The sequence below is a fragment of the Paragemmobacter kunshanensis genome, assembly GCF_011059185.1.
Classification (GTDB): Bacteria; Pseudomonadota; Alphaproteobacteria; order Rhodobacterales; family Rhodobacteraceae; genus Paragemmobacter; species Paragemmobacter kunshanensis.
On sequence record NZ_JAALFE010000028.1, the window covers coordinates 14,668 to 34,328 of the forward strand.

Sequence of the window (19,661 nt, forward strand, 5' to 3'; positions counted from 1 at the left end):
TGTTGACTCTGTCGAGGGTTGAGAGATGGGGCCGGATACATCGAAGTGGCGAAACCAGGACTCCTACGACTTCTACGATGAGCTTTCGGTTGAAGGCATCGCCTGGGAATGCCTGCGCCGCGATCTCGACTATCAGGCGCGCTTCGCTGACATCGTGACGCAAAAGGCCGAGAGTGCCCCGTTCGAGGAGGAAGCCCAGCATCGCTGGGGCCTGCGATTTTCCGGCCGACCCAATGCTCTCCATCCTCGACCAGCCGGTGATCTGGTCTCCGCACGCCAATCCGGGCACCGTGCTTGTCGGCGAGGCGCCCGCTTTCCAGCCGCCCTTGCCGCGGCCCATTGCGCTTGATCTGCCGTCGCAGGCGGAGGCCGAAGAAGGGCGCTATGGCGCCTTCGGCACGGATGGTTCCGTGCCTTTTCTGAACATGGCGGGGCGCACCCGTGCCGGGTCCATGGCCATCCTCCTGCCCCTCGACGACGACCTGCTGGGGCGGATCGAAGCGATCCAGCGGTTCTGGCAGACGCTGAAGGCGCGCCCGGTCCCGCGGGACACCCGCATGACCCCCTACCAGCGTCAGCGGTTCCGCCTGATGATGCAGGCCGCCGACGGGCGCGCCGCGGGCGCGAGCTACCGCGAGATCGGTATCGCGATTTACGGGGAACGCCGGGTCTTGGGTGAACCATGGAAGACATCCCCGCTGCGGGCATCCGTCATCGCGCTCGTCCGCAATGCCTCCGCGCTGATCGGCGGCGGGTATCTGGGCCTCTTGCGGCACCGTCGCAAGCCATAGGGTGCGCCTTGCCCAGTCTAGGGGTGCCTACGACCGCAGGGGCCCCAAACCGACCGAGACAGAACAGACGGAATTTGCGCGTGCAGCGCGGAGCGCCTCGTCAAGGACGGCCCTCTGCATACATTCATCAGGCCGGCCAACGCGGCAGTGCAGCTTTCGCAATCCTGACGTTCGTGCATCACGCAGCATGCGCGGCAGGTAGATGACGGGAGAGCGGAACGAAGTTTCAGTTTGTTGAGTGAATCTGAAAGAGCGAATTCAAGCTGGTCCCGTTTGGCTACATGATTGTGCACTGGCTGGAAAAAAACTTTGGGCTCTGTGGGCGTAGACGGCCTCACACGAACAGCGCTTTTCATCTTCGTACCGACGTAAACGGAGACGATGATGATCGCGAGTGCTGCTACTCGTCGATCTGAACCTCCTCCTTTTCATGGGGCCAGATCACCGTGAGCCCGCCCTGTGATGCAGCTCTGTCCTCTGTGTGTAAAGGATCCTCAACAGGAGGCTCACCTTTGCAGACTGATTGGATAAAGTTGGTCGACAGCGACGCCAAGGCGATATTTGGCGTGAATTCCCGCGCTTGCCTTATGCGCGGCAGGTCGTTAGCACTTCGAATGGGCATTGCACCGAATGGGCCAAGGATAACTGCAAGACCAGGCTCGATACGGCGCCCCCCTACTATGAGCCTGACGCCCGCGCCCTCCTCAATAGTAGGTGTCCTTCCAGTATCTCCAATGATGCCGAAGGCGCCATGTTCACCCGTATAGCGCATCCCGGCCGCAACAGCCTGCATGTCGGCCTGCAAGAGAATACGTTCGAGTGATTTATAGTCCTCTCCATCCAGCTTTCCGTCTTCAGGATCCCACGCGATCAGAGTTGGATCGCGGCCGTTTTCCTGGGTGCCCCAGCGCGACGCGATAGCCCAGCGTTTCGATGGAAGTTTGCGGTTGGATGCACGAACGAACACCGCAGTCCGCTCAGTCTGACCGATTGCACTTTGCAAGGCAGACGGTATGCCACTGGGGCCTCTCCATGCACGCGATCCTTTGTCATGCGACCCCTTGGCTTCAACGATCACTAGGCCATGCGCGTCCAGACCGACCCAATCAGCTTCGAGGCCGTTGCCCGATGGGTCCTTCCGTATCTGAAATGGCGTGCTTTGGAGCCACCGCTTGGCCAAGTCCAGTGGTACCATGACTCGGACGCCTTCAAAGGCAGTTAGATAGGCGCGGGCTGTGTATCGGCCAAGAAGACTGGAATAGGCAGATTTTGCATCTCTGCCGAGGCCGGGACCGTCGTCTTTCCAGCGAAGCTGTGGGCTGGGCGCCAGAATGCTCTGAAACAAGTCAGTCCAAATCGAGGCCATGTGAGGGGTCGCTGTCATGAACGTCTCACGCGCGGCGGCTATGCCGATGGCTGTGAGCGCCAGATCCTGCCATGCCGAAGCATTTAGCGGAGTAGCTGTCGGATCGATCCGTCTCAACCAGACGGAGCGGGATGTTGTCGATATCGTTCGTGTAATGATTGCCAAATCAGTCTCCAATCTGCGTCACAGCCCTTAATGGGCAATCGATGACTTTCAAATCAATGTAGGCTTCGCGCCTCATCTTGGTCGTTCTGGCAGTCAATCGAATGGTCAAACTTCATTCTCGCGTGGAACGGACGACTTTTGCTCACTTTCAGCGAAGTCGCTGATTGAAGCCTTGCCAGCCACGCGTCCGCAGAGCACTTCGGTCATGATGCTTTCGAAGGTTTTGACGACCGTGGCAGGCGTTTCGGTGAGCCTGTGCTCGAAAAGTAGGGCGTCGTGCATCGGGAGTACGACTCTCGTATCTTCGATAGAGGATGCCGCTACCACCGCGCGTTTAAATATTAGTGACGCCGTACCCTGGACCACCTGACTCACGGCCGAACGCTGCTCCTTGCCGGTGAGTTGCCCCCCGCCGGCTCGGCGGTAGTGATTGCCGAAGACGGTGGCCACGCGCCCGGAGCTCTGGAACTCGGCCCAAACTTCCTTCTTCCAATCTTCGTATCGTCCGAATTGCCGGAAGGCTTCCTTCGCTTTTTGCCTCTCAACTCCGAGCGAGACGGCGGCGTCTACGAGCGCCTTGCGGCTCATCCCGTAGGCATAGGACAAGAATAGCTGCTTGGCAGCCTTCCGGTTGCCGACAAGGTTTAGGTGTTCAGTCGCGAAGAGCTCGTACATGTCACCCGTCGCGTAGAGGCGCTTGAGCTCTTCGTCGCCAGACAGTGCTGCCATGATCCCGACCTCGAACTGGTCGAAGTCGACGTAGCTGAGTTGAGCGTCACCATGCGCCTTGATGATTGACCTGTATCGTTTCGGAATGCTCTGGAGGCTCGGACTGCGCAGTTGCACGCGTGAGGTGCGGGAGCCGAACACGTCCACCACAGGTCGCGTGGCGTGGCTTGATAGGGTGAGCGAGCCGAGCACTCTGCGCGCCGTGTCAAGAGCGAGAAGCGCCATGGTGTCGCTGCCGAAGTCTCGCTCGTGCGGCACGAACTCGAGGAGGTACTCGACGGACACTTCGTCAAGCTCGAAGCCTTCCTTCAGCAGCTTGGCCTCGATGGCTCGCCTGCTCGGTGTCTCGAGCGGCATGTCATGCTTTGCGGAGTAGTCTTTCAGAAGCATGAAATAGTCGTGCTCCGCCTGAGCCCGCTTGTCCGAGAGCCCCGCTGTGTCGATCGAAATGCCCGCCGACATCGAGAGCTGGAGCGACCTGTAGGCGGGCACCTCGACGGAGAAGAAGCGTTCGAACTCACCGTTGACCGCCGCTTTCGCACATAGGTCGAGGTACATCGCATAGATCGCCCCAGCTGCCTTGGCGGCCACAACGCTATCGAACGGGACGCCCTTGTTGAACATCTTCTGGTAGACGTCGCAAACCTCCTGGTCGGCCCCGTAGTGCACGAGCTGTGTCGTGACGTCGCGCTTCTCGCGAGCAAGGCGATCTTCGGGGTTTCCGCTTATCGAAATGCGAAATTCGTCAACGTCGATGATTGAGCCAGGCAACGTGCCGGTAATGTCGAACAATGCATCGCGGATCATCCAGAAGTCATGACACACTAAAATGCCAGAAAATTCGACGACACTCGCAGCGTCGGTCTCCTGAAGCTGCCCATCTTGGAACCAGTAGAAGGTGTCCGCTCCTTTCCCTGTGAAATCTTTCATGAAAAGAAGGAGCCTGGCGGCGAGGCTAGTCATAACCGCTGACCTCGTCGACTAGGTTGAGGAGATCGGTGCTCTCCCGCACGGCGAATGGAAGGCCGTCCTCGTTGCAATGGCGTTCGGCCCTGCGCCCAGTTCCCTTCAGGGAGATGGGGACATGGCCGTAGAGCGGTCGCAGCGCACTTTCCTGCAGCACCGATGAGGCGATCAGGAGATAGCGGGCGTTCTGGTAGGGCAGTGACGCGAATTCTTGGACGCACTTCTCAATAAGGGCCTTTTGATCAACGCAGCGGAGCCAGATTAGGATGGCGGCTGCTTCGCCCGATTTCATGTCCTCCCTCAGCTTGCGGTCTGCCAGAGCAACGAGATCGTCGGAACTGTGTTGTCGCACCGCGAGCAGCATCCAGATGTTGTAGTTCTGCCAGTCGTGGATGGCCCCATCCTCCGCGAGAAGAAACGCCTCCAAAGCTGGAAGGCAGCGCCCATCGCGATCCAGCGTGGCGATCAGTCGGCAGTACTGGTCAGTTGTCACGGCGTGCTCGGACAACGACTGGGATAGCGTTTCGAGGAGGTTGATCGACAGCGCGTCGCCGACGTCGAAGAGTCCGGAATCCACGATCTTCGCCACTCGGTTCACTGCAAAGCGAAAGGTCCGCGACTGCGAGTCCCCCGCGGCGATGCATCGGCTAAGAATCTCGAAGATATAAGTCACCGACCTGGTCACGATGCGTCGGCTGCGGGACTGCCACATCTGGTTTATTGCGATGGTGGAGCTGTCCTGCGACGGGAAATACTCCGCGATTTTCTCGTTCGACACGTCGGGTGCAAGTATTTCTGTCTTGCTGGCGTTGATGTTAAGGCCGACCATCCGCAGCAACCGAATGAGGTCCTGCAGGGCACGCCGGGCATGTAGCTCGGAATCGGCGATTATGCGGATGTCGTCAACGTACCGATAGTAGTCATACCCCTTCCTTGTCATCTCCCCGTCCACGAACGACAGCAGGATGTTAGACAGAAACGCCGATGCATCACGGTTCTGCGGTAAGCCGTGGTCTCGGCTGAATGTCCATTGCGCGAGCAGCCGATCGAGGGTGGAGATCGCGTTTCGAATTTGCAGCTTCTCCGGTCCGGTCGCTGCGAGACTGGGAACTGCCTGCTCGAGAGCTTTGATGATCTGCAAACGCGAGACGTTTTCGAAGAAGTTACTCAGGTCGGTGACCAATAGGTATCTTCCCGACTTGCGGAAGGTCAGCGTGACACCTTCGAAGGTGAACCAGCGGTCGATCTTGTTCTTGAATAGATATTTTTCATTAAGTGGAGCAGGCTCGTATCGATAGCTGAGGACGCAGTGGCTAAGGAGCGGATCGTAGAACGGGATCAGAAAGCTGCAAATGGCCTGATAGACAAATCGATCAAAGAAGTCGGTCTCTAGGCCATAGCGTTCCCCATATCCCTTCTTTGGAATATTTCGAACGACGCTCCGCGTACCACGATACTCGCCGTTCCACTCCTGCAAAAGCGAGATAATGATCCGCTTCGCCTCCGTTGGAGCCTTAAAAAGATCATCGTACTGCAGGCAGTCAAAATACCAATCGTCGCGCATGTCTTGTCGGAGGTGCTTGAGCACCAAATCGAATTGAACGGGAAACCCGAGAGCCTGGCCGTTGAGCCAAAAGGTGGGATTAAGCGCATAGTCGCTCTTCTCGTCAGCCTCGAAATTGCTGCTCACTCCAATGTGCTTTCTTTGTTCCAGTGGGTTAAGCCACAATTGCGGCATCGGCTAGTGCGTCTTGATCTGACGGTCGCTAGAAACCAAGCGGCCCTCCGCTCCGCACAAAAGAAGTACGCTTTCAGCACTTATCGCGCGAAAGATGCCTGCCAGCAACCATTCCTAAACCAGACGTACATCTCGTATGCAACGAATGACTGCTGCCCGCCCTCCAAGTCGGGCATGCTGCCGCGGCGAAGGGTCATCGGGTGGAGGCGCGAACGTCCGCAAGGTCTGTAAAGCTGCCTGTCGCAACCAAGTGGCCCGGGAAGTCGGAACCTCTCGCCATGTGAGGAGCCGCCGCTAAGGCAAAGCCTCCCGGGGGAAGGTTACTTCCACCCCCAATCTTCCTCATCCCCCTTTCCGGTCCTTCTTCGCCAGCCTGCGCGGGACAGGCCGTCCTTTGCCGACGGCCTTCCACAGACCCACGGAGGCCCCATCCATGCGACCCGATCTCGCCGTTCTGCCGCCACGCTACCTGCGCACCAAGGAGGCGGCGACTTTCCTCAGCCTGTCGGCGCGCACGCTGGAAAAGCACCGGACCTACGGAACCGGCCCCGCCTATCACAAGCTCGGCGGGCGCGTCGTCTATTCGGTCGATGATCTGACGGCCTGGGTCGCGCGCGGCTCGGTCACCTCGACCTCCGATCCGCGCGGCCAGGTCCTGCCGGCCAAGCGCATGACGGCGTCGCCGCATGCTGTGCCAGCGCGCGCGACGCGCTGACGGTCTTTCCGGTTCCTCATGCCCCCGATGCCCCGCAGCGCCTCCGAGCGCGGCCAACTCGACCTCTTTCGGGCGCTTCCGGGGGAGTTCGCCCCACGTGACGCGCAGGACCTCATGGCCTATCCGTTCTTCTCCCTGTCCAAGTCGCCGCGCATCCGCCCCATCGATTTCGTGGCGGGCAATGTGGCGATACGGGTCGAGGCCGTGCCCGACCATGGCATGGCCACGATCTGGGATGCCGACATCCTGATCTGGGCAGCGAGCCAGATCGTCGAGGCACGCGATGCGGGCCTGCGCACCTCGCGGCTGATGGCGGCAACGCCCTATGAGATCCTCAATTTCACTGGGCGTGGCACCTCACTGCGGGACTATCAGCGCCTGAAGGCCGCGCTGGACCGGCTGCAATCGACCACGGTGGCGACGACAATCCGCCAGCCCGCCGAGGGGCGGCGCCATCGCTTCTCGTGGATCAACGAATGGCATGAACGCAGCGACGCGAGGGGGCGTCCCGACGGCATCGAGCTGATCGTCCCGGACTGGTTCTACCGTGCCGTCCTCGACGACGCCCTGATCCTCACCATCGACCGCGCCTATTTCGATCTGACAGGCGGCCTCGACCGCTGGCTCTATCGCCTTGTGCGCAAGCATGGTGGGCGGCAGGCGGGCGGCTGGCGTTTCGATTTCCGCCACCTGCACCAGAAATCGGGAAGCCTCTCGCCCTTCAGGCGCTTTGCCTTCGAGCTGCGCGACATCATCCGCCGCCAGCCGCTGCCCGGCTACGTCCTCTTCGTCGAGATCGAAACCGGCGGTCGCATGCTGCTGGCCTTTGAGCCTGCCGCGTCCTGTGGAAAACCTGTGGACGGCCTCGTGCCATCGGGAACCCGGGGTATCGTGCCATCAGGAACCCGGGGCTCGTGCTATCGGGAACCGAAACCGGGCTCAACCACATGCACCACAACAAAAAATCGCGCCCTTAACTTAGAGTCTAACAAAGATTCTAACCTTGAAGAGCGCAGGACCGCTGTCGAAACCCTCATCTCGCGGACCGGTGCTGCGCTGAAGGCACGGCACCGCCGCATGGGAAGCGAAGGCGACGCAGCCGCCGCGAAAGAGCCCGAACTGCCGTTCGGCAAGCCGGGGGCACGCCCGTGATCCGCGCGCTCCACAGCCCGACGGGTGGGGTCAGGAAGACCACCTTCGCCTTCGACCTCGCCGTCGAGTTGTCGGGACGCGTCGAAGGTTCGGCCGGTCAGACAAGAAAGACCTTCGGCATGATGCCGCGCAACCTGCTCGGTCGGGGTTTTTCCGTTGCAGAGGGAGCCCTGTCATGACTGGCCAACTCCCGCCAAAGCGACAAAGCCACGCGTCGAACGACCGGCTTATCTCGTCGATCACATGGGTCCATCTGAATTTCCAGCGACACCGCGTCGAGCAATGGATCCGCTTCGGCCATCCGTGCCGTGAACAGGTGATCGACCGGCAAAGACGACGGGTCGGTTTCGCCTCCGGTGCCGTCTTTGCCTGCGTCCGTTGGGCCGGGAATGAGCATGGAACCGTCGCGGCACGGCTGGTCATCCTGCGCGCTGTTTTGCGGACTGAGCCCTTTCAGACCCTCGGTTTCGTGCATCCCGGTGCCGAAATCCTGCTGCAGCTGGATGGATGGCTGAGGGTCAAGCGCACCCTTGAAATCATCGATGCCATCGAAGCCCTCGGGATCGATCCGACCGCCGTCGCGCCGGATCATTGGCGTCATGTCCACAATCGCCTGGCGGCCGGACAGGCCCCGTCGGTCTATTCCTCAGCGCGGCATGTGGCCTGGCTTGCGCGGCGCAGGATCTGCCCATGAAGCGCCCCGTGATCCTCCTCTTGGCCGCGATGGGTCTGGCGAGTCTTGCAGCTCCGTCAGTCGCAGTTCTGCCTGCGTGGCTGATCTGGAACGCGTCTGCCAGCGTGCCGCTCGGACTCTACTGGGTCGAGCGTCCGACCGGGCTCGAAATCGGCGACCTCGTCGCGGTCATGCCGCCTGCGCCTCTTGCCGCATTCATGGTCGCGCGTGGTTATATCGGCGCGGATGTCCCGCTCTTGAAGCAAGTCGCGGGCCTGCCCGGACAACGCGTTTGCCGCACCGGCGCGACAGTCACCGTCGATGACGTTGTCCTTGGGCAAGCGCTGCCGCGGGATCGGCTCGGTCGCGATCTGCCCAACTGGCAGGGCTGCCACCTGCTTCAGGACGGCGAAATTTTCCTGATGAACCGCGAGGTCCGGGACAGCCTCGACGGCCGCTATTTCGGGCCGCTCCCGGCTGACGCCGTCATCGGCATGGCGCGCCCGATCTGGGTGGCTTCCGACGCAGCCGAGCCCCGAGACGGGCGCTTCATCCACCCCTGACAGCCCACCAACCCAAAACACAGGAGACCTGACATGTCACAGATCGGACAGTTCACCCGCGAAGAAACGGGCTTCACCGGACAGCTCCGGACGCTCACACTCGACCTCTCGCTTGCCCTCGTCCCGGTGGAAAACAGCGAGGCCGAGAACGCACCGGCCTATCGCGTGCATGCCGGTGATGTGGACGGCCCGGAGGTCGGAGCGGCCTGGAAGCGCAGCGGTGAAAAAGCCGGTGAGTACCTATCAGTCCTTCTCGACGATCCCGCCCTGCCGCAGCCGATCCGCGCCAATCTCTTCCGCGACGATGACGCCGGTGCCGCCTGGTCGCTGCACTGGAATCGTCCAAAACCTCGCGAAGACCGGGACTGACGGCCATGCGGCACAGTCACATCGCGGTGCTCGTTTGCGCACTGTCGTCGTTTAGCCAAGGCCCGGCCATCGCGCATGCGGAGCCCGTTCCGGCGCAGATCGCGGAGCATCCCCATGGCGCTTCCATTGCCGAGGCTGCGGAGCGTTTCGGGATCCCGGCACCCTGGATCGTCGAGGTAATGCGCGCCGAAAGCGCCAATGATCCCGGCGCCGTCAGCCATGCCGGAGCCATGGGGCTGATGCAAGTCATGCCCGGAACTTGGGCCGCCTTGCGCGCGCGCCACGGGCTCGGGGATGATCCCCATGATCCGCGCGACAACATCCTCGCCGGGACCGCCTATCTGCGCGAGATGTGGGACCGTTACGGCAACGTCGCCGCCATGCTTGCCGCCTACAATGCCGGTCCCGGACGCTACGACGACTATCTCGAAACTGGTCGAACCTTGCCCGCCGAGACGCGTGCCTATGTGGCGGCACTCGCCCCTCTTCTCGGCAGCGGGAGTTCATCGGAAGCGCAGATGGTTGCGCAAACTCTGCCGCCGGACTGGCGCGATGCGGCGCTGTTCGTGGCGCGGTCCGACCAACAATTTGCGTCTGGCATGCCGAGGAGTGCGCCGGAGCCGGGAGCCCCAGCGGACGGGATCTTCGTGACGCTGGGCTCGGGGTCGCACGGCCCATGAACGCATGCACGGCATCGAAATGCCACCGGGATTTGACCAGTTCAGGGAAGGCACGCCTGGCTGCGATCCCGGCGGCAGAAGCGGAAAAGGCAGGGAAGGCGGAGGGCAAGATAAAGGAAACCGGCACCCCAAGACGCCGGTTTCTGGGCAAGCGCTTGTCTGCACACTGTTTTCGGGGCACGGATGTGGCACCCTGTTTTCCGGGCCGTGGTGCCGCGTTTGACGGTAAGTCTCTGAATTTGAGCGGCTATTTGCGGCACTGTGCCCCTTTCTTTGCCCTCAAGCGCCCCTTGATCCCCGGACGGCTCCATGAGCGGCGATGACGAGAACCGGTTCGAGCCGCGGCCGGGGGCCATCCAATCGGACAGTCCGAAAGCGGGCAAGGCCAAGAGCTTTCTGACCCGTGCGAAGAAGCTCGCCCGCCAGCACAGCAACCGACCCGCGCGCGGCGCGGCGCGCTTGCCCTCAGGCGTTTCCCGTGACCCTGCCAATCCGGCCGGGAAGGGAGTGAAGGCGGCGGGACGGCGTGCGGAAGGGGCGGGCGTCCGGCGCGGGCGGGGCGCGGCCTTCGTCCGTGCCCGTGGCCTTTCCGGCGGCTGGCGACACAGCGCGCCGGGCATGCGCCGGGTCGTGGTGAAGACCCGCTATGTTCGGCAGGCGGGCGGCAGCGGGAAGGGGGCCGCCCATCTGCGCTACATCCAGCGCGACGGCACATCCCGCGACGGCGCGCCGGGACAGCTCTATTCCGCGACCGAGGACCAGGCCGATGGCGAGGCCTTCCTCGCGCGGGGACGCGACGATCGCCATCAGTTCCGGTTCATCATCGCGCCCGAGGATGTCGCCGAGCTTTCCGATCTGACTGGGCATACCCGCGACCTCATGCGCAGCGTCGAAGCCGACCTCGGCACAAAGCTCGACTGGGTCGCCGTCAACCACCACAACACGGGCCATCCCCATGTGCATGTCATCGTGCGCGGCTGCGACGATCGCGGCGAAACCCTAGTCATCCATGGCGACTACCTTGCCCATGGCATCCGGGAGCGGGCGAGCGCGCTTGCGACGTTGGAAATTGGCCCGGTCTCGGAACGCGAGCAGGCCCGCAAGCTCGCGGCCGAGGTCGACCAGGACAGGTTCACGCGGATCGATCGCGCGATGATCGCGGAGGCCGAGGACGGTCTGCTCGACCTGCGTCCCGAACCTCAGGAGGCGCGGCGGCAGTTTGACCGGACCTTGCGTCTGCGTCGTCTGGGTCGGCTGCAGAAGATGGGCCTCGCCACGGAACAGGCTCCGGGCGTCTGGGAACTGAACCCGAGGCTGGAGCCGACGCTGCGCGCCATGGGGGAGCGTGGCGACATCATCCGCAGCACCTATCGCGCCCTGAAGGCCGATGGACTGACCCGCGATCCCATGACCTTCGAGGTCCATGACGCGGCACCCCAGGTGCCGATCACCGGGCGGGTCGTGGACAAGTTTCTGACCGATGAAATGGGCGAGAGCCTGACCCTTGTGGTGGATGGCATCGACGGCCGGATCCATCATGTCTCGGGGCTAGATGCCGACCGCCTCGAGGAGGCGAAGGTCGGCAGCATCGTCGAGGTCGGGCCCGCCGATGCCGCGGCCCGCCCTTCGGATCGCGCCATCGCCGCCATGGCCGAGGATGGGATCTATCGGCCAAGCCGCCATCTCGAACAGGCCCGGTTCGAAGGCCGGGTGCCGGGCGGCGATCACCAAGGCTTCGTCGATACCCATGTCCGCAGGCTCGAGGCATTGCGCCGTGCCGGGATTGTCGAGCGGATCGATGCGGATCGATGGCGGATCCCCGAGGACTATGAGCGCCGTGCGGCCACCCATGACGCGGGTCGCAACCGGCAAGCGACAGTCCGGGTTCTGTCGGCCATGACGCTCGACAAACAGATCGGGGCCGATGGCGCAACCTGGCTCGACCAGCGGCTCCTCCGCGGCGATCGGTCCGACATCACGCCTTCGGGCTTCGGGCAGGAGGTGCGCGACGCGCTCGATCAGCGCCGCGACCGGCACCTCGTTAGTGGCGATGCGACGCGACAGGGCCAGCGCGTCCTCTACCGCCGCAATCTGCTCGCGACCCTGCGCGACCGCGAACTCGCCCGGGTCGGGGCATCCTTGGCCGAACGCAAGGGTCTCGCCTTCCGTCCCTCCGCCGACGGCGTACGGGTCAGCGGCACCTTCACCGGTACCGTGCAGCTCGCAAGCGGCAAGTTCGCGCTGGTCGAGCAGAGCCAGGAATTCACGCTGGTCCCGTGGCGACCCGTCATCAATCCCCAGCTGGGGCGCGAAGTGACGGGTGTGGTGAAGGGCGGGTCGATCTCCTGGCAACTCGGGCGAGGGAGGGACCTTGGGTTTTGAGGTACGAGCCAACAAGCAGAACTTGGTGAACCTGTAGGAAAGTTCACCTCCGCTAACCTGGTTACCGCACGGCGTCCTCGAAACAACGAAGTTGGATGTTGCGGCGCCTTTCTTCGACATTCGCATCATCGCCAGCTGCCAGTGCACGAAGCTCCGTGCGAGAGAACTCAGCCCAGTAGCCCTCACCAGTACATGAGCAAAAATAGGTGATTTCAACATCGGAAAGGCCCAACTGCCGAGCCTCATTGTCGGCGCGGACGGCGGGCAAACATGCGGCAATGTGATTACGACGACCTTCTGAAATCTCCGCGGCTGTGAATGGTTCAGGCACTGCAGCTTCTACTTCGATGCTTGCAAGGAAACGTTCCACGTCACGAGGCTGGCCACCGCCTGGAACGCCCGTCGCGATCATAGCAAAGCTGTCGGAAAACCTGATCATTCGATAGGTGTAGGTGACTTCTATCCCTTGAATGTCTTTTGTCCCTTCTATCACGAAGCGTCCGCCTTCTTGATAGGCTGGCCCGGTCGGTTCAATCGACCAGAAGCGGACATAGTTGGTGAGAATTGTCGCGTCATCCTGTCCCGGAAAAACCTGTTCGGGAGCGATGCCTGTGCACTCAATCTGAACCATGGCGCCATCCACAAAGGCACGCTTAGTCGTGTTACTGATAGCAAGCTGGCCCATTTGCTGCGTTGACTGGATGGTTTCCGGCTCTGTGACGAAGTCAGCCGTGATTGGACAAGCACCAACATCGGCAAGAGTCGGAGTCGCCAAGATTGCAAAGGGCAGCAACATCTTGATCATTGAATAATCATCGCAGCATCGGGGGCGTTCGTGGATCCACCGGTGGATTGTAGCGAGAGAGCGCTCAGAAGAAAACATCGTCCCATGTGCCGTCCTTGCTATCCGTCCGTACGGAGGTTGCGGTTTCCCTGTTGCTTCCGTCCCGGTCACCCCTCTTCACATAGGCGTCAAGCCTTGTCTTGCAGGAGCGCGCATGAGGGGAGGCCGGATCCTCTGGGGTCAGATTATCACGGTGTTCACGATCGTCCTCGTGATGGTCTGGGCGGCGACGCAGTGGGTTGCCTTCCGCCTCGGCTTCCAGCCCCAGCTTGGCGCGCCCTGGTTTGAGGCTGCGGGATGGCCCGTCTACCATCCGCCCGCGTTCTTCTGGTGGTGGTTCTCCTTCGATGCCTATGCCCCGGGCATCTTCATGGAAGGGGCCGCTATCGCCGTTACCGGCGCTGCGCTCGCCATCGCCGCAGCCTTCCTCATGTCGATCATACGGGCGCGCGAGGCGCGCAACGTCGCCACCTATGGTTCGGCTCGATGGGCGGAAGCGAAGGAGATCCATGCGGCCGGTCTGCTAGGCCCCGATGGGGTGGTCCTGGGGCGTCATGACCGGGCCTATCTGCGCCATGACGGGCCGGAGCATGTCCTGTGTTTTGCGCCGACCCGCAGCGGCAAGGGCGTGGGCCTTGTGGTGCCGACCCTGCTGACCTGGCCCGGCAGCTGCATCGTGCATGACATAAAGGGCGAGAACTGGGGGCTGACGGCAGGGTTCCGGTCGCGCCATGGGCGGGTGCTGCTCTTCGACCCGACCAATGCTGCATCCTCGGCCTACAATCCGCTGCTCGAGGTCCGGCGTGGGGAATGGGAGGTCCGCGATGTCCAGAACATCGCCGATATCCTCGTGGATCCCGAAGGCAGTCTCGACAAGCGCAACCATTGGGAAAAGACCAGCCACTCGCTCTTGGTCGGTGCCATCCTCCATGTCCTCTATGCCGAGCGGGACAAGACCCTCGCAGGGGTCGCGAACTTCCTGTCGGACCCGCGTCGGCCGATCGAGGCGACGCTGCGCGTCATGATGGAAACTGCCCATCTCGGGTCCGGGGGCGTGCATCCGGTGATCGCGTCCTCGGCGCGTGAGCTTCTGAACAAGTCCGAGAATGAGCGCTCCGGCGTTCTCTCGACCGCCATGTCTTTCCTCGGGCTCTACCGCGATCCCGTCGTCGCCCGGGTCACGGCGCGCTGCGACTGGCGGATCACCGATCTTGTGGAAGGGCCCGGTCCGACCAGCCTCTACCTGGTCGTGCCGCCCTCCGACATCAACCGCACCAAGCCTCTGATCCGCTTGATCCTGAACCAGATCGGGCGGCGGCTGACGGAAGAGCTGAAGACCTCCGGCAAGCGCCATCGGCTCCTGCTGATGCTGGACGAATTCCCCGCGCTTGGCCGTCTTGATTTCTTCGAAAGCGCGCTGGCCTTCATGGCGGGCTATGGCCTGAAATCCTTCCTAATCGCGCAGAGCCTCAACCAGATCGAGCGTGCCTACGGTCCGAACAACGCCATCCTCGACAACTGCCATGTGCGCGTGGCCTTCGCGACCAATGACGAGCGGACTGCGAAACGGATCAGCGATGCGCTTGGTACGGCGACCGAGATGCGCGACTCCACCAACTATGCCGGGCATCGTCTTGCGCCCTGGCTCGGGCATCTGATGGTCTCGCGTCAGGAAACCGCGCGGCCGCTGCTGACGCCGGGCGAGGTCATGCAACTGCCGCCCTCCGACGAGATCGTCATGGTGGCCGGCGTGCCGCCGATCCGGGCGACCAAGGCTCGCTACTTCGAAGACCTGCGCTTCCGGGAACGGGTGCTGCCGCCGCCTGACCTGCGAAACCGATCGGTCGCGGTCGGTGGGCTGCGGCCGTCCGACGATTGGTCTGATCTGACCCCTGCTGCGACCTCCGTGCATTCCGACGCGTCCGACAACTACGCCGGCGACCCGGCGAATGCGGGCATCCGGCGCGAACCGGAACTGCCCGAGCAGGAGGAGATCGTTCCGCCCCCGCCGGTCCCGGTGCAGGAGTTCGACCTCCTTGATGACGAGCCCGATGTTGACGCGGCGCAGGCCCGCGCCATTCGGCAACGCATGCGCATGGTGGCACGCCAAGTCGCGATGAACCCCGATGACGGCATCAATCTATGAGACCGCTGTCATGACCCGTCGCACCCGAATGAATGTCTACTTCGACCCGGCGCTGCTGGGCCAGGTCGAGGCGCTGGCGCTGCGTCGGAACGTCTCGAAATCCGCCGTCATCGAGGCGGCGGTCGCGTCTTTCCTCTCGGGTGACACGAGCGAGCGCATGGAGGCTGCGCTCACACGGCGGCTCGACAGGCTCGGCCGTCAGGTCGAAGGTCTCGACGAGGATCTCGCCGTCCTTGGGGAAACCCTTTCGCTCTTTATTCGTTTCTGGATGACCGTCACGCCGCCCTTGCCCGAAGCCGCACGTGACGCCGCCCGTGCGAAAGGCGCTGAGCGCTTCGAGGGGTTCCTGCAAAGCCTCGGCCGAAAGCTTGCCACCGGCGACAGATTTCTGCGTGAGGTTTCCCGCGACCTGCCCGGGGAAGGCGGTGCCCATGTTGTTCCCGGAGCTGATGAAGGCGTTTGACCCCGCAGCTGGATCACGGAACGAGGCGGGCCTCGGACTTGCGGGATGTTCGCCCATCATGCAGTCTTGGTCTGTTGGATGTGCAAGTGGCTCCGAAACCTGAACCTGTTGCGCGGACAGACGGCACGACGACCGTTTCGCGGGATCAGGTGGGGTCAGCATGGGGCAGGAGCGCAGGTTCGAGCGGACGATCGGTATCGATTACTCGGGTGCCGAGACAGCCGAGGCCAGCCTGAAAGGACTGCGCGTATATCAGACCGTCGGCGACGCCCCGCCAGAGGAAGTCCTGCCGCCCGCTGGACCCAAGAAGTACTGGACGCGCCGCGGCATAGCGGAATGGCTGGTCGGAACGCTCGATGGCCAGGTGCCGACTGTTGTCGGCATAGATCACGGTTTCTCGTTTCCGATGCGCTACTTCGAGCGACACGGCCTGCCGCCCGACTGGCCCGCTTTCCTGGATGACTTCTGTGCCCATTGGCCGACCGACGGCAAACACACCTATGTCGACTTCGTGCGCGACGGCTCCGTCGGTAACGGCGCGGCCAGATGGGGTGAGCGGCACTGGCGCCGCCTGACGGAAGAAGCCACCGGGTCGGCGAAATCCGTCTTTCATTTCGATGTGCAGGGCTCGGTCGCGAAATCGACCCACGCCGGAATACCTTGGCTGCGATACATCCGACGCGCGCGGCCCGAGCTGCACTTCTGGCCCTTCGACGGATGGAACCCCGCTTCGGGGACGTCAGTGATCACCGAGGCCTATCCGCGCCTATGGAGCGCCGCCTACCCCCAAGACGACCGAACTGCCGATCAGCATGACGCCTATTCAATCGCTCGATGGCTTCAAGACGCCAGCATCACCGGGGAGATCGAAAAGGCCTTCGCTGCGCCCAAGCCTGAAAGCGTTGCGATGACGGGACAGGTGGAAGGGTGGATCCTCGGCTGTAGCTGGCCTCCGGTCACGAAGCAGCGGGGGAGGATGACGTCAACCAAGGCGCAGGCATCGACGACAATACCAGGCTATATCAACCGGAACCGTCAGGAGGTGGTTTCCAGGACAGGGCTGCAGGGCAACGACCACAATCAGGTCGTCTATCTGCTGAGGTGCCACGCCTGCGGAGCACGATATGGCGCCAACGGCACGGACATCTTCCAACGACGATGCCCAGAATGCGACGGCGGGCGGCCAGGGCTCGGGTTGGGATAAATGCGCGGCAGACGGCACGCTTCAGAAAGTTGGAAGGATACGCTGCTCTGGACCTTCGTGAACGGCCCCTGAGCGGACGTTCGTTTCTTGGCCGAACGCTACGTGCGGCTTCACCAGACCCGCCATTTATCTACCGTGCAGCATTTTTGGAGGGGAAGGCTGTCAGGGATCCAATAACTCCGAAATCATATCAAGCAAACTTTGCGCGACCGGATGTTCCTCCGTCGATCGTCCAATTGCATCTCTTAGCCCCACAGACCTCCCCAGCCCATGGGTTGGCAAGACGTGAACGCAACCTGTTTGGACAGCGTCTAGATATTCTTTTCCCTTGATAGCATTCTTGGAAAAGCCTCCTATCGTCGCCCATCGGGCTATCGGGTTTCGCCCTGCTATCTTTGGTAACTGAGAGATGGCAGCTTGGTATGCAGCCGAGAAGTCTGCCATAACATCCTGTTCATTAAACTGCGCCAACGCCCAACCCTCTATTTCTTGCGCAATTTCCACCGAAACCCCCAATGACCTCGCAATGTGATCTACGTCCAAGAATTGACTCTCGATGTCTGACCCACTTGGAACCCAGTAAGGGATTTGGCAGGTATCATGTCCGAAACCCCCGGCCAGGTGTGAGCCCCGCGCGGAAGGCGCGGGGATCTCAGTCCTTCAGGAGGATGCTGACGTGAGCGGCCCTTAGCCGCCGTTGGCCAAGTGAGCTGCTGCCGCAGCGTAGCTTCCCAATACACGCCATTCGAGGCATTGTGCAGCATGGCTTGACTGTTAAAGGTCGGTAACGCGGAAAAAAGAGTCCAACCGGAGCGAAGTAATGTGCCTTGCTGGACCCGACTACCGCCTTGGGGATCAACATCCTGAGATCGCAATTATGGGTGCCTGCCCCGGAGCACAAGAAGAAGAACAAGGCAGGCCTTTCATCGGGGATGCAGGGACACACCTTGCTGCGATGGTTCGGATCATCAACGCTATAAGCCCTGCTAAGTTCCCCTCGGAGGACCGTGATGACTATACCTTGCTCAACGCACACCCACTGCCGCGCTATAAGCCGATATACATCGGGCAGCCGACAGAGTTTCATCCGTGATGACCCCGTGGGAATCCCGCACCCAGTTGATCTTGATGTCGGGGTGGTCCTTGTTGAAGGCGGCGGCATAGCGCTCGAGCAATTCGGCCTCGAAGGCGGTATAGACGGTCAGTTCGGTTTCGGCGCGCGCGCCAAGTGCCATCAGCGAGAGAATGGCCGATGTGAGAAGCAAAGTCTTCGCGGTCATGATGCAGTTTCCCCGTTGGTCTGGTGTTTGACGTATGTCCGGCAAGCCCGTCGCAGACGGGATGACGAGGGTCCGATTTCTGCGCTGCGCTGCACGGCGACCGGCGATCGGGTTTCCCTGAATGAAAGGGGACGGCAGACCGAACAATAAGTAAAATCTATTATTTTTATACAATCATCGATCCAGTCGATGGTTGTGAAAGTCAGGCCAGCGCCAACAGGATTACCCCTGTTGCAACCACGGCAGCGGCCAGAAGCCGCCCTCCGATCGGGCGTTCCTTGAACAGAAGAATTCCGATCCCGGCCGCAAAGACGACGCTGGACTCCCGCACCGCGGATACCGCGCCAAGCGGCGCTATCGTTTTGACATATAATACAATTCCATAGGCAGCCACCGCCGCGACACCGCCTGCCGCGCCCAGAATGAGGACCCTTCGTTCAAACCGCAGCCCGCTGCGGTGCCGCCTCAGGGCAATGGCCAGGGGCACCGGAAACTCCAGCAGGAACAGCCAGCCCATATAGCCAAAGACACTCTCGGAATGGCGCACCCCGATGCCATCGGCCACCGAATAGGCAGCAATGAGCAATCCAAGGCAGATTGAGAAGGCCACCGTCTGCGCAGGGGCCTGCGCAGCCCCCCGTTGCAGCGCCAGAAGGCCTACGCCACCGCAGACACATGCCAGCCCCAGCCAGCCCTGCGGCGTCAGCGATTCCCCGATCAATACCGCCGCAGACAAGGCGACCAGCGCAGGTGCCATCCCACGCGAGATCGGATAGACTTGGCTCAGATCTCCGTGGCGGTATGCTCGGAAGAGCAGGACGTAGTATCCGTAGTGCAAGCTGGCCGAAGTCGCGATGGCAGGCCAGCTCGCCATCGCGGGCGCAGGCGATATTGCGATCAGCCCAAGACCCAGCAATGCATGCGCTGCCGAAACCGCAGCCAGCACCCCGGCGCGGTCGTCCACGGCCTTGACCAGCGCGTTCCAGCCCGCATGCAAAAGCGCGGCGAACAGCACGAGAAGCAGGGCGGTCAGGCTCATGGTCGACATCCTTGGGTCAGAAAACGGAAAAAGGCGGGCCCTGGCGAAGGCCCGCCGCTGTTTGCATGACAACGCGCCGTCAGGTCCAAGGCAGCGAGAAGGTCTTGATGTTGGTGAAGCTCTTCATCGCCTCGATGACGCCTTCCTTGTAGCCGTTACCGCTGTCCTTGATCCCGCCAAAGGGCGACATCTCGATCCGGTAACCCGGCACCTCCCAGATGTTCACCGTGCCGACGACAAGGCCCTTGATCCGACATTCCCCAAGTGGCCTGCCGCTTGACTTCAAGATCGCCTGATTTTGCTCGCTGGGCAAGCGTTTTTCGCCCCGAGCGGTGTCTGTCGTCGCGCAAACGGCCGAAGTCGGGTGGATCAAGCCTCGAACCCGCAGCATTCTGG

Annotated in this window: 21 protein-coding genes; 14 read left to right on the plus strand and 7 right to left on the minus strand. The window is 62.0% G+C overall.

Annotation, left to right across the window (positions count from 1 at the left end):
* Nucleotides 1–25: 25 nt before the first annotated feature.
* Nucleotides 26–349 (plus strand): transcriptional regulator domain-containing protein, encoded by a 324-nt coding sequence (locus G5V65_RS22925; RefSeq protein ID WP_350339465.1) that lies wholly within the window; start codon nt 26–28, stop codon nt 347–349.
* Nucleotides 234–791 (plus strand): DUF2285 domain-containing protein, encoded by a 558-nt coding sequence (locus G5V65_RS22525; RefSeq protein WP_165053480.1) that lies wholly within the window; start codon nt 234–236, stop codon nt 789–791. The genes G5V65_RS22925 and G5V65_RS22525 overlap by 116 nt, the downstream gene beginning before the upstream one ends.
* 400 nt (nt 792–1,191) lie before the next feature.
* Here the strand turns inward: G5V65_RS22525 and G5V65_RS19155 are convergent, their stop codons facing one another.
* The 3 genes from G5V65_RS19155 to G5V65_RS19165 all read right to left on the minus strand — a co-directional run bounded on the left by G5V65_RS19155 (nt 1,192) and on the right by G5V65_RS19165 (nt 5,707).
* The gene (locus G5V65_RS19155; protein ID WP_165053483.1) at nt 1,192–1,986 is read right to left on the minus strand and encodes a hypothetical protein; all 795 of its coding nucleotides are present in this window, start codon (nt 1,984–1,986) and stop codon (nt 1,192–1,194) included.
* Nucleotides 1,987–2,427: 441 nt separating this feature from the next.
* Nucleotides 2,428–3,981 (minus strand): DNA polymerase, encoded by a 1,554-nt coding sequence (locus G5V65_RS19160; RefSeq protein ID WP_241250661.1) that lies wholly within the window; start codon nt 3,979–3,981, stop codon nt 2,428–2,430.
* A 25-nt stretch (nt 3,982–4,006) separates the two neighbouring features.
* Nucleotides 4,007–5,707: an RNA-directed DNA polymerase gene (locus G5V65_RS19165; protein WP_343162870.1), complete on the minus strand. Its 1,701-nt coding sequence runs from the start codon at nt 5,705–5,707 to the stop codon at nt 4,007–4,009.
* A 481-nt stretch (nt 5,708–6,188) separates the two neighbouring features.
* On the opposite strand from G5V65_RS19165, the gene G5V65_RS19170 reads away from it, so the two are divergent.
* From G5V65_RS19170 to G5V65_RS19205, 8 genes are all read left to right on the plus strand, one after another.
* Complete coding sequence (locus G5V65_RS19170) at nt 6,189–6,470, plus strand: helix-turn-helix transcriptional regulator (protein ID WP_058096056.1); 282 nt, start codon at nt 6,189–6,191, stop codon at nt 6,468–6,470.
* Between the two features lie 27 nt (nt 6,471–6,497).
* The gene (locus G5V65_RS19175) at nt 6,498–7,622 is read left to right on the plus strand and encodes a replication initiator protein A (RefSeq protein WP_241250662.1); all 1,125 of its coding nucleotides are present in this window, start codon (nt 6,498–6,500) and stop codon (nt 7,620–7,622) included.
* Nucleotides 7,619–7,801: a hypothetical protein gene (locus G5V65_RS19180; RefSeq protein WP_165053494.1), complete on the plus strand. Its 183-nt coding sequence runs from the start codon at nt 7,619–7,621 to the stop codon at nt 7,799–7,801. Before G5V65_RS19175 ends, G5V65_RS19180 begins: the two co-directional genes overlap by 4 nt.
* Nucleotides 7,798–8,316: a DUF2840 domain-containing protein gene (locus tag G5V65_RS19185; RefSeq protein WP_165053496.1), complete on the plus strand. Its 519-nt coding sequence runs from the start codon at nt 7,798–7,800 to the stop codon at nt 8,314–8,316. Before G5V65_RS19180 ends, G5V65_RS19185 begins: the two co-directional genes overlap by 4 nt.
* Nucleotides 8,313–8,858 carry a S26 family signal peptidase gene (locus tag G5V65_RS19190; RefSeq protein ID WP_165053500.1) on the plus strand — a complete coding sequence of 182 codons (546 nt, stop codon included), beginning with the start codon at nt 8,313–8,315 and terminating at the stop codon, nt 8,856–8,858. The genes G5V65_RS19185 and G5V65_RS19190 overlap by 4 nt, the downstream gene beginning before the upstream one ends.
* A gap of 33 nt (nt 8,859–8,891) precedes the next feature.
* Nucleotides 8,892–9,227, plus strand: a complete 336-nt coding sequence (locus G5V65_RS19195; protein ID WP_165053503.1) for a DUF736 domain-containing protein — start codon at nt 8,892–8,894, stop codon at nt 9,225–9,227.
* Nucleotides 9,228–9,232: 5 nt separating this feature from the next.
* On the plus strand, nt 9,233–9,907 hold the full coding sequence (locus G5V65_RS19200) for a lytic transglycosylase domain-containing protein (RefSeq protein WP_165053506.1): 675 nt from the start codon (nt 9,233–9,235) through the stop codon (nt 9,905–9,907).
* 309 nt (nt 9,908–10,216) lie between these two features.
* Nucleotides 10,217–12,289 (plus strand): DUF3363 domain-containing protein, encoded by a 2,073-nt coding sequence (locus tag G5V65_RS19205; protein ID WP_165053509.1) that lies wholly within the window; start codon nt 10,217–10,219, stop codon nt 12,287–12,289.
* Between the two features lie 61 nt (nt 12,290–12,350).
* On the opposite strand, the gene G5V65_RS19210 is transcribed toward G5V65_RS19205, so the two are convergent.
* Nucleotides 12,351–13,094 carry a hypothetical protein gene (locus G5V65_RS19210; protein ID WP_165053512.1) on the minus strand — a complete coding sequence of 248 codons (744 nt, stop codon included), beginning with the start codon at nt 13,092–13,094 and terminating at the stop codon, nt 12,351–12,353.
* Between the two features lie 193 nt (nt 13,095–13,287).
* On the opposite strand from G5V65_RS19210, the gene G5V65_RS19215 reads away from it, so the two are divergent.
* From G5V65_RS19215 to G5V65_RS22930, 4 genes are all read left to right on the plus strand, one after another.
* On the plus strand, nt 13,288–15,279 hold the full coding sequence (locus tag G5V65_RS19215) for a conjugal transfer protein TraG (protein WP_165053514.1): 1,992 nt from the start codon (nt 13,288–13,290) through the stop codon (nt 15,277–15,279).
* A gap of 10 nt (nt 15,280–15,289) precedes the next feature.
* Nucleotides 15,290–15,742, plus strand: coding sequence for a ribbon-helix-helix domain-containing protein (locus tag G5V65_RS19220; RefSeq protein WP_165053517.1), 453 nt, complete (start codon nt 15,290–15,292; stop codon nt 15,740–15,742).
* Nucleotides 15,743–15,902: 160 nt separating this feature from the next.
* Nucleotides 15,903–16,946, plus strand: coding sequence for a hypothetical protein (locus tag G5V65_RS19225; RefSeq protein ID WP_206526891.1), 1,044 nt, complete (start codon nt 15,903–15,905; stop codon nt 16,944–16,946).
* An 877-nt stretch (nt 16,947–17,823) separates the two neighbouring features.
* A complete protein-coding gene (locus G5V65_RS22930; protein ID WP_350339466.1) occupies nt 17,824–18,039 on the plus strand; it encodes a hypothetical protein in 216 nt (71 codons plus the stop codon).
* On the opposite strand, the gene G5V65_RS22145 is transcribed toward G5V65_RS22930, so the two are convergent.
* The 3 genes from G5V65_RS22145 to G5V65_RS22150 form a co-directional block, all read right to left on the minus strand.
* The gene (locus G5V65_RS22145) at nt 17,972–18,226 is read right to left on the minus strand and encodes a hypothetical protein (protein WP_206526892.1); all 255 of its coding nucleotides are present in this window, start codon (nt 18,224–18,226) and stop codon (nt 17,972–17,974) included. The genes G5V65_RS22930 and G5V65_RS22145 overlap by 68 nt on opposite strands.
* A 202-nt stretch (nt 18,227–18,428) precedes the next feature.
* Nucleotides 18,429–19,265 carry an EamA family transporter gene (locus G5V65_RS19240; RefSeq protein WP_165053520.1) on the minus strand — a complete coding sequence of 279 codons (837 nt, stop codon included), beginning with the start codon at nt 19,263–19,265 and terminating at the stop codon, nt 18,429–18,431.
* Nucleotides 19,266–19,344: 79 nt separating this feature from the next.
* A partial coding sequence (locus G5V65_RS22150; protein ID WP_206526893.1) for an aldehyde dehydrogenase family protein occupies nt 19,345–19,661 on the minus strand: 317 nt, incomplete at its 5' end.

Bases quoted from the DNA above. Each gene is read 5' to 3' on its own strand.
- G5V65_RS22925 (WP_350339465.1), top strand. From the start codon at position 26: ATGGGGCCGGATACATCGAAGTGGCGAAACCAGGACTCCTACGACTTC.
- G5V65_RS22525 (WP_165053480.1), top strand. From the start codon at position 234: ATGCTCTCCATCCTCGACCAGCCGGTGATCTGGTCTCCGCACGCCAAT.
- G5V65_RS19155 (WP_165053483.1), bottom strand. From the start codon at position 1,986: ATGGTACCACTGGACTTGGCCAAGCGGTGGCTCCAAAGCACGCCATTT.
- G5V65_RS19160 (WP_241250661.1), bottom strand. From the start codon at position 3,981: ATGAAAGATTTCACAGGGAAAGGAGCGGACACCTTCTACTGGTTCCAA.
- G5V65_RS19170 (WP_058096056.1), top strand. From the start codon at position 6,189: ATGCGACCCGATCTCGCCGTTCTGCCGCCACGCTACCTGCGCACCAAG.
- G5V65_RS19175 (WP_241250662.1), top strand. From the start codon at position 6,498: ATGCCCCGCAGCGCCTCCGAGCGCGGCCAACTCGACCTCTTTCGGGCG.
- G5V65_RS19185 (WP_165053496.1), top strand. From the start codon at position 7,798: ATGACTGGCCAACTCCCGCCAAAGCGACAAAGCCACGCGTCGAACGAC.
- G5V65_RS19190 (WP_165053500.1), top strand. From the start codon at position 8,313: ATGAAGCGCCCCGTGATCCTCCTCTTGGCCGCGATGGGTCTGGCGAGT.
- G5V65_RS19195 (WP_165053503.1), top strand. From the start codon at position 8,892: ATGTCACAGATCGGACAGTTCACCCGCGAAGAAACGGGCTTCACCGGA.
- G5V65_RS19200 (WP_165053506.1), top strand. From the start codon at position 9,233: ATGCGGCACAGTCACATCGCGGTGCTCGTTTGCGCACTGTCGTCGTTT.
- G5V65_RS19205 (WP_165053509.1), top strand. From the start codon at position 10,217: ATGAGCGGCGATGACGAGAACCGGTTCGAGCCGCGGCCGGGGGCCATC.
- G5V65_RS19210 (WP_165053512.1), bottom strand. From the start codon at position 13,094: ATGATCAAGATGTTGCTGCCCTTTGCAATCTTGGCGACTCCGACTCTT.
- G5V65_RS19215 (WP_165053514.1), top strand. From the start codon at position 13,288: ATGAGGGGAGGCCGGATCCTCTGGGGTCAGATTATCACGGTGTTCACG.
- G5V65_RS19220 (WP_165053517.1), top strand. From the start codon at position 15,290: ATGACCCGTCGCACCCGAATGAATGTCTACTTCGACCCGGCGCTGCTG.
- G5V65_RS19225 (WP_206526891.1), top strand. From the start codon at position 15,903: ATGGGGCAGGAGCGCAGGTTCGAGCGGACGATCGGTATCGATTACTCG.
- G5V65_RS22930 (WP_350339466.1), top strand. From the start codon at position 17,824: ATGGGTGCCTGCCCCGGAGCACAAGAAGAAGAACAAGGCAGGCCTTTC.
- G5V65_RS22145 (WP_206526892.1), bottom strand. From the start codon at position 18,226: ATGACCGCGAAGACTTTGCTTCTCACATCGGCCATTCTCTCGCTGATG.
- G5V65_RS19240 (WP_165053520.1), bottom strand. From the start codon at position 19,265: ATGAGCCTGACCGCCCTGCTTCTCGTGCTGTTCGCCGCGCTTTTGCAT.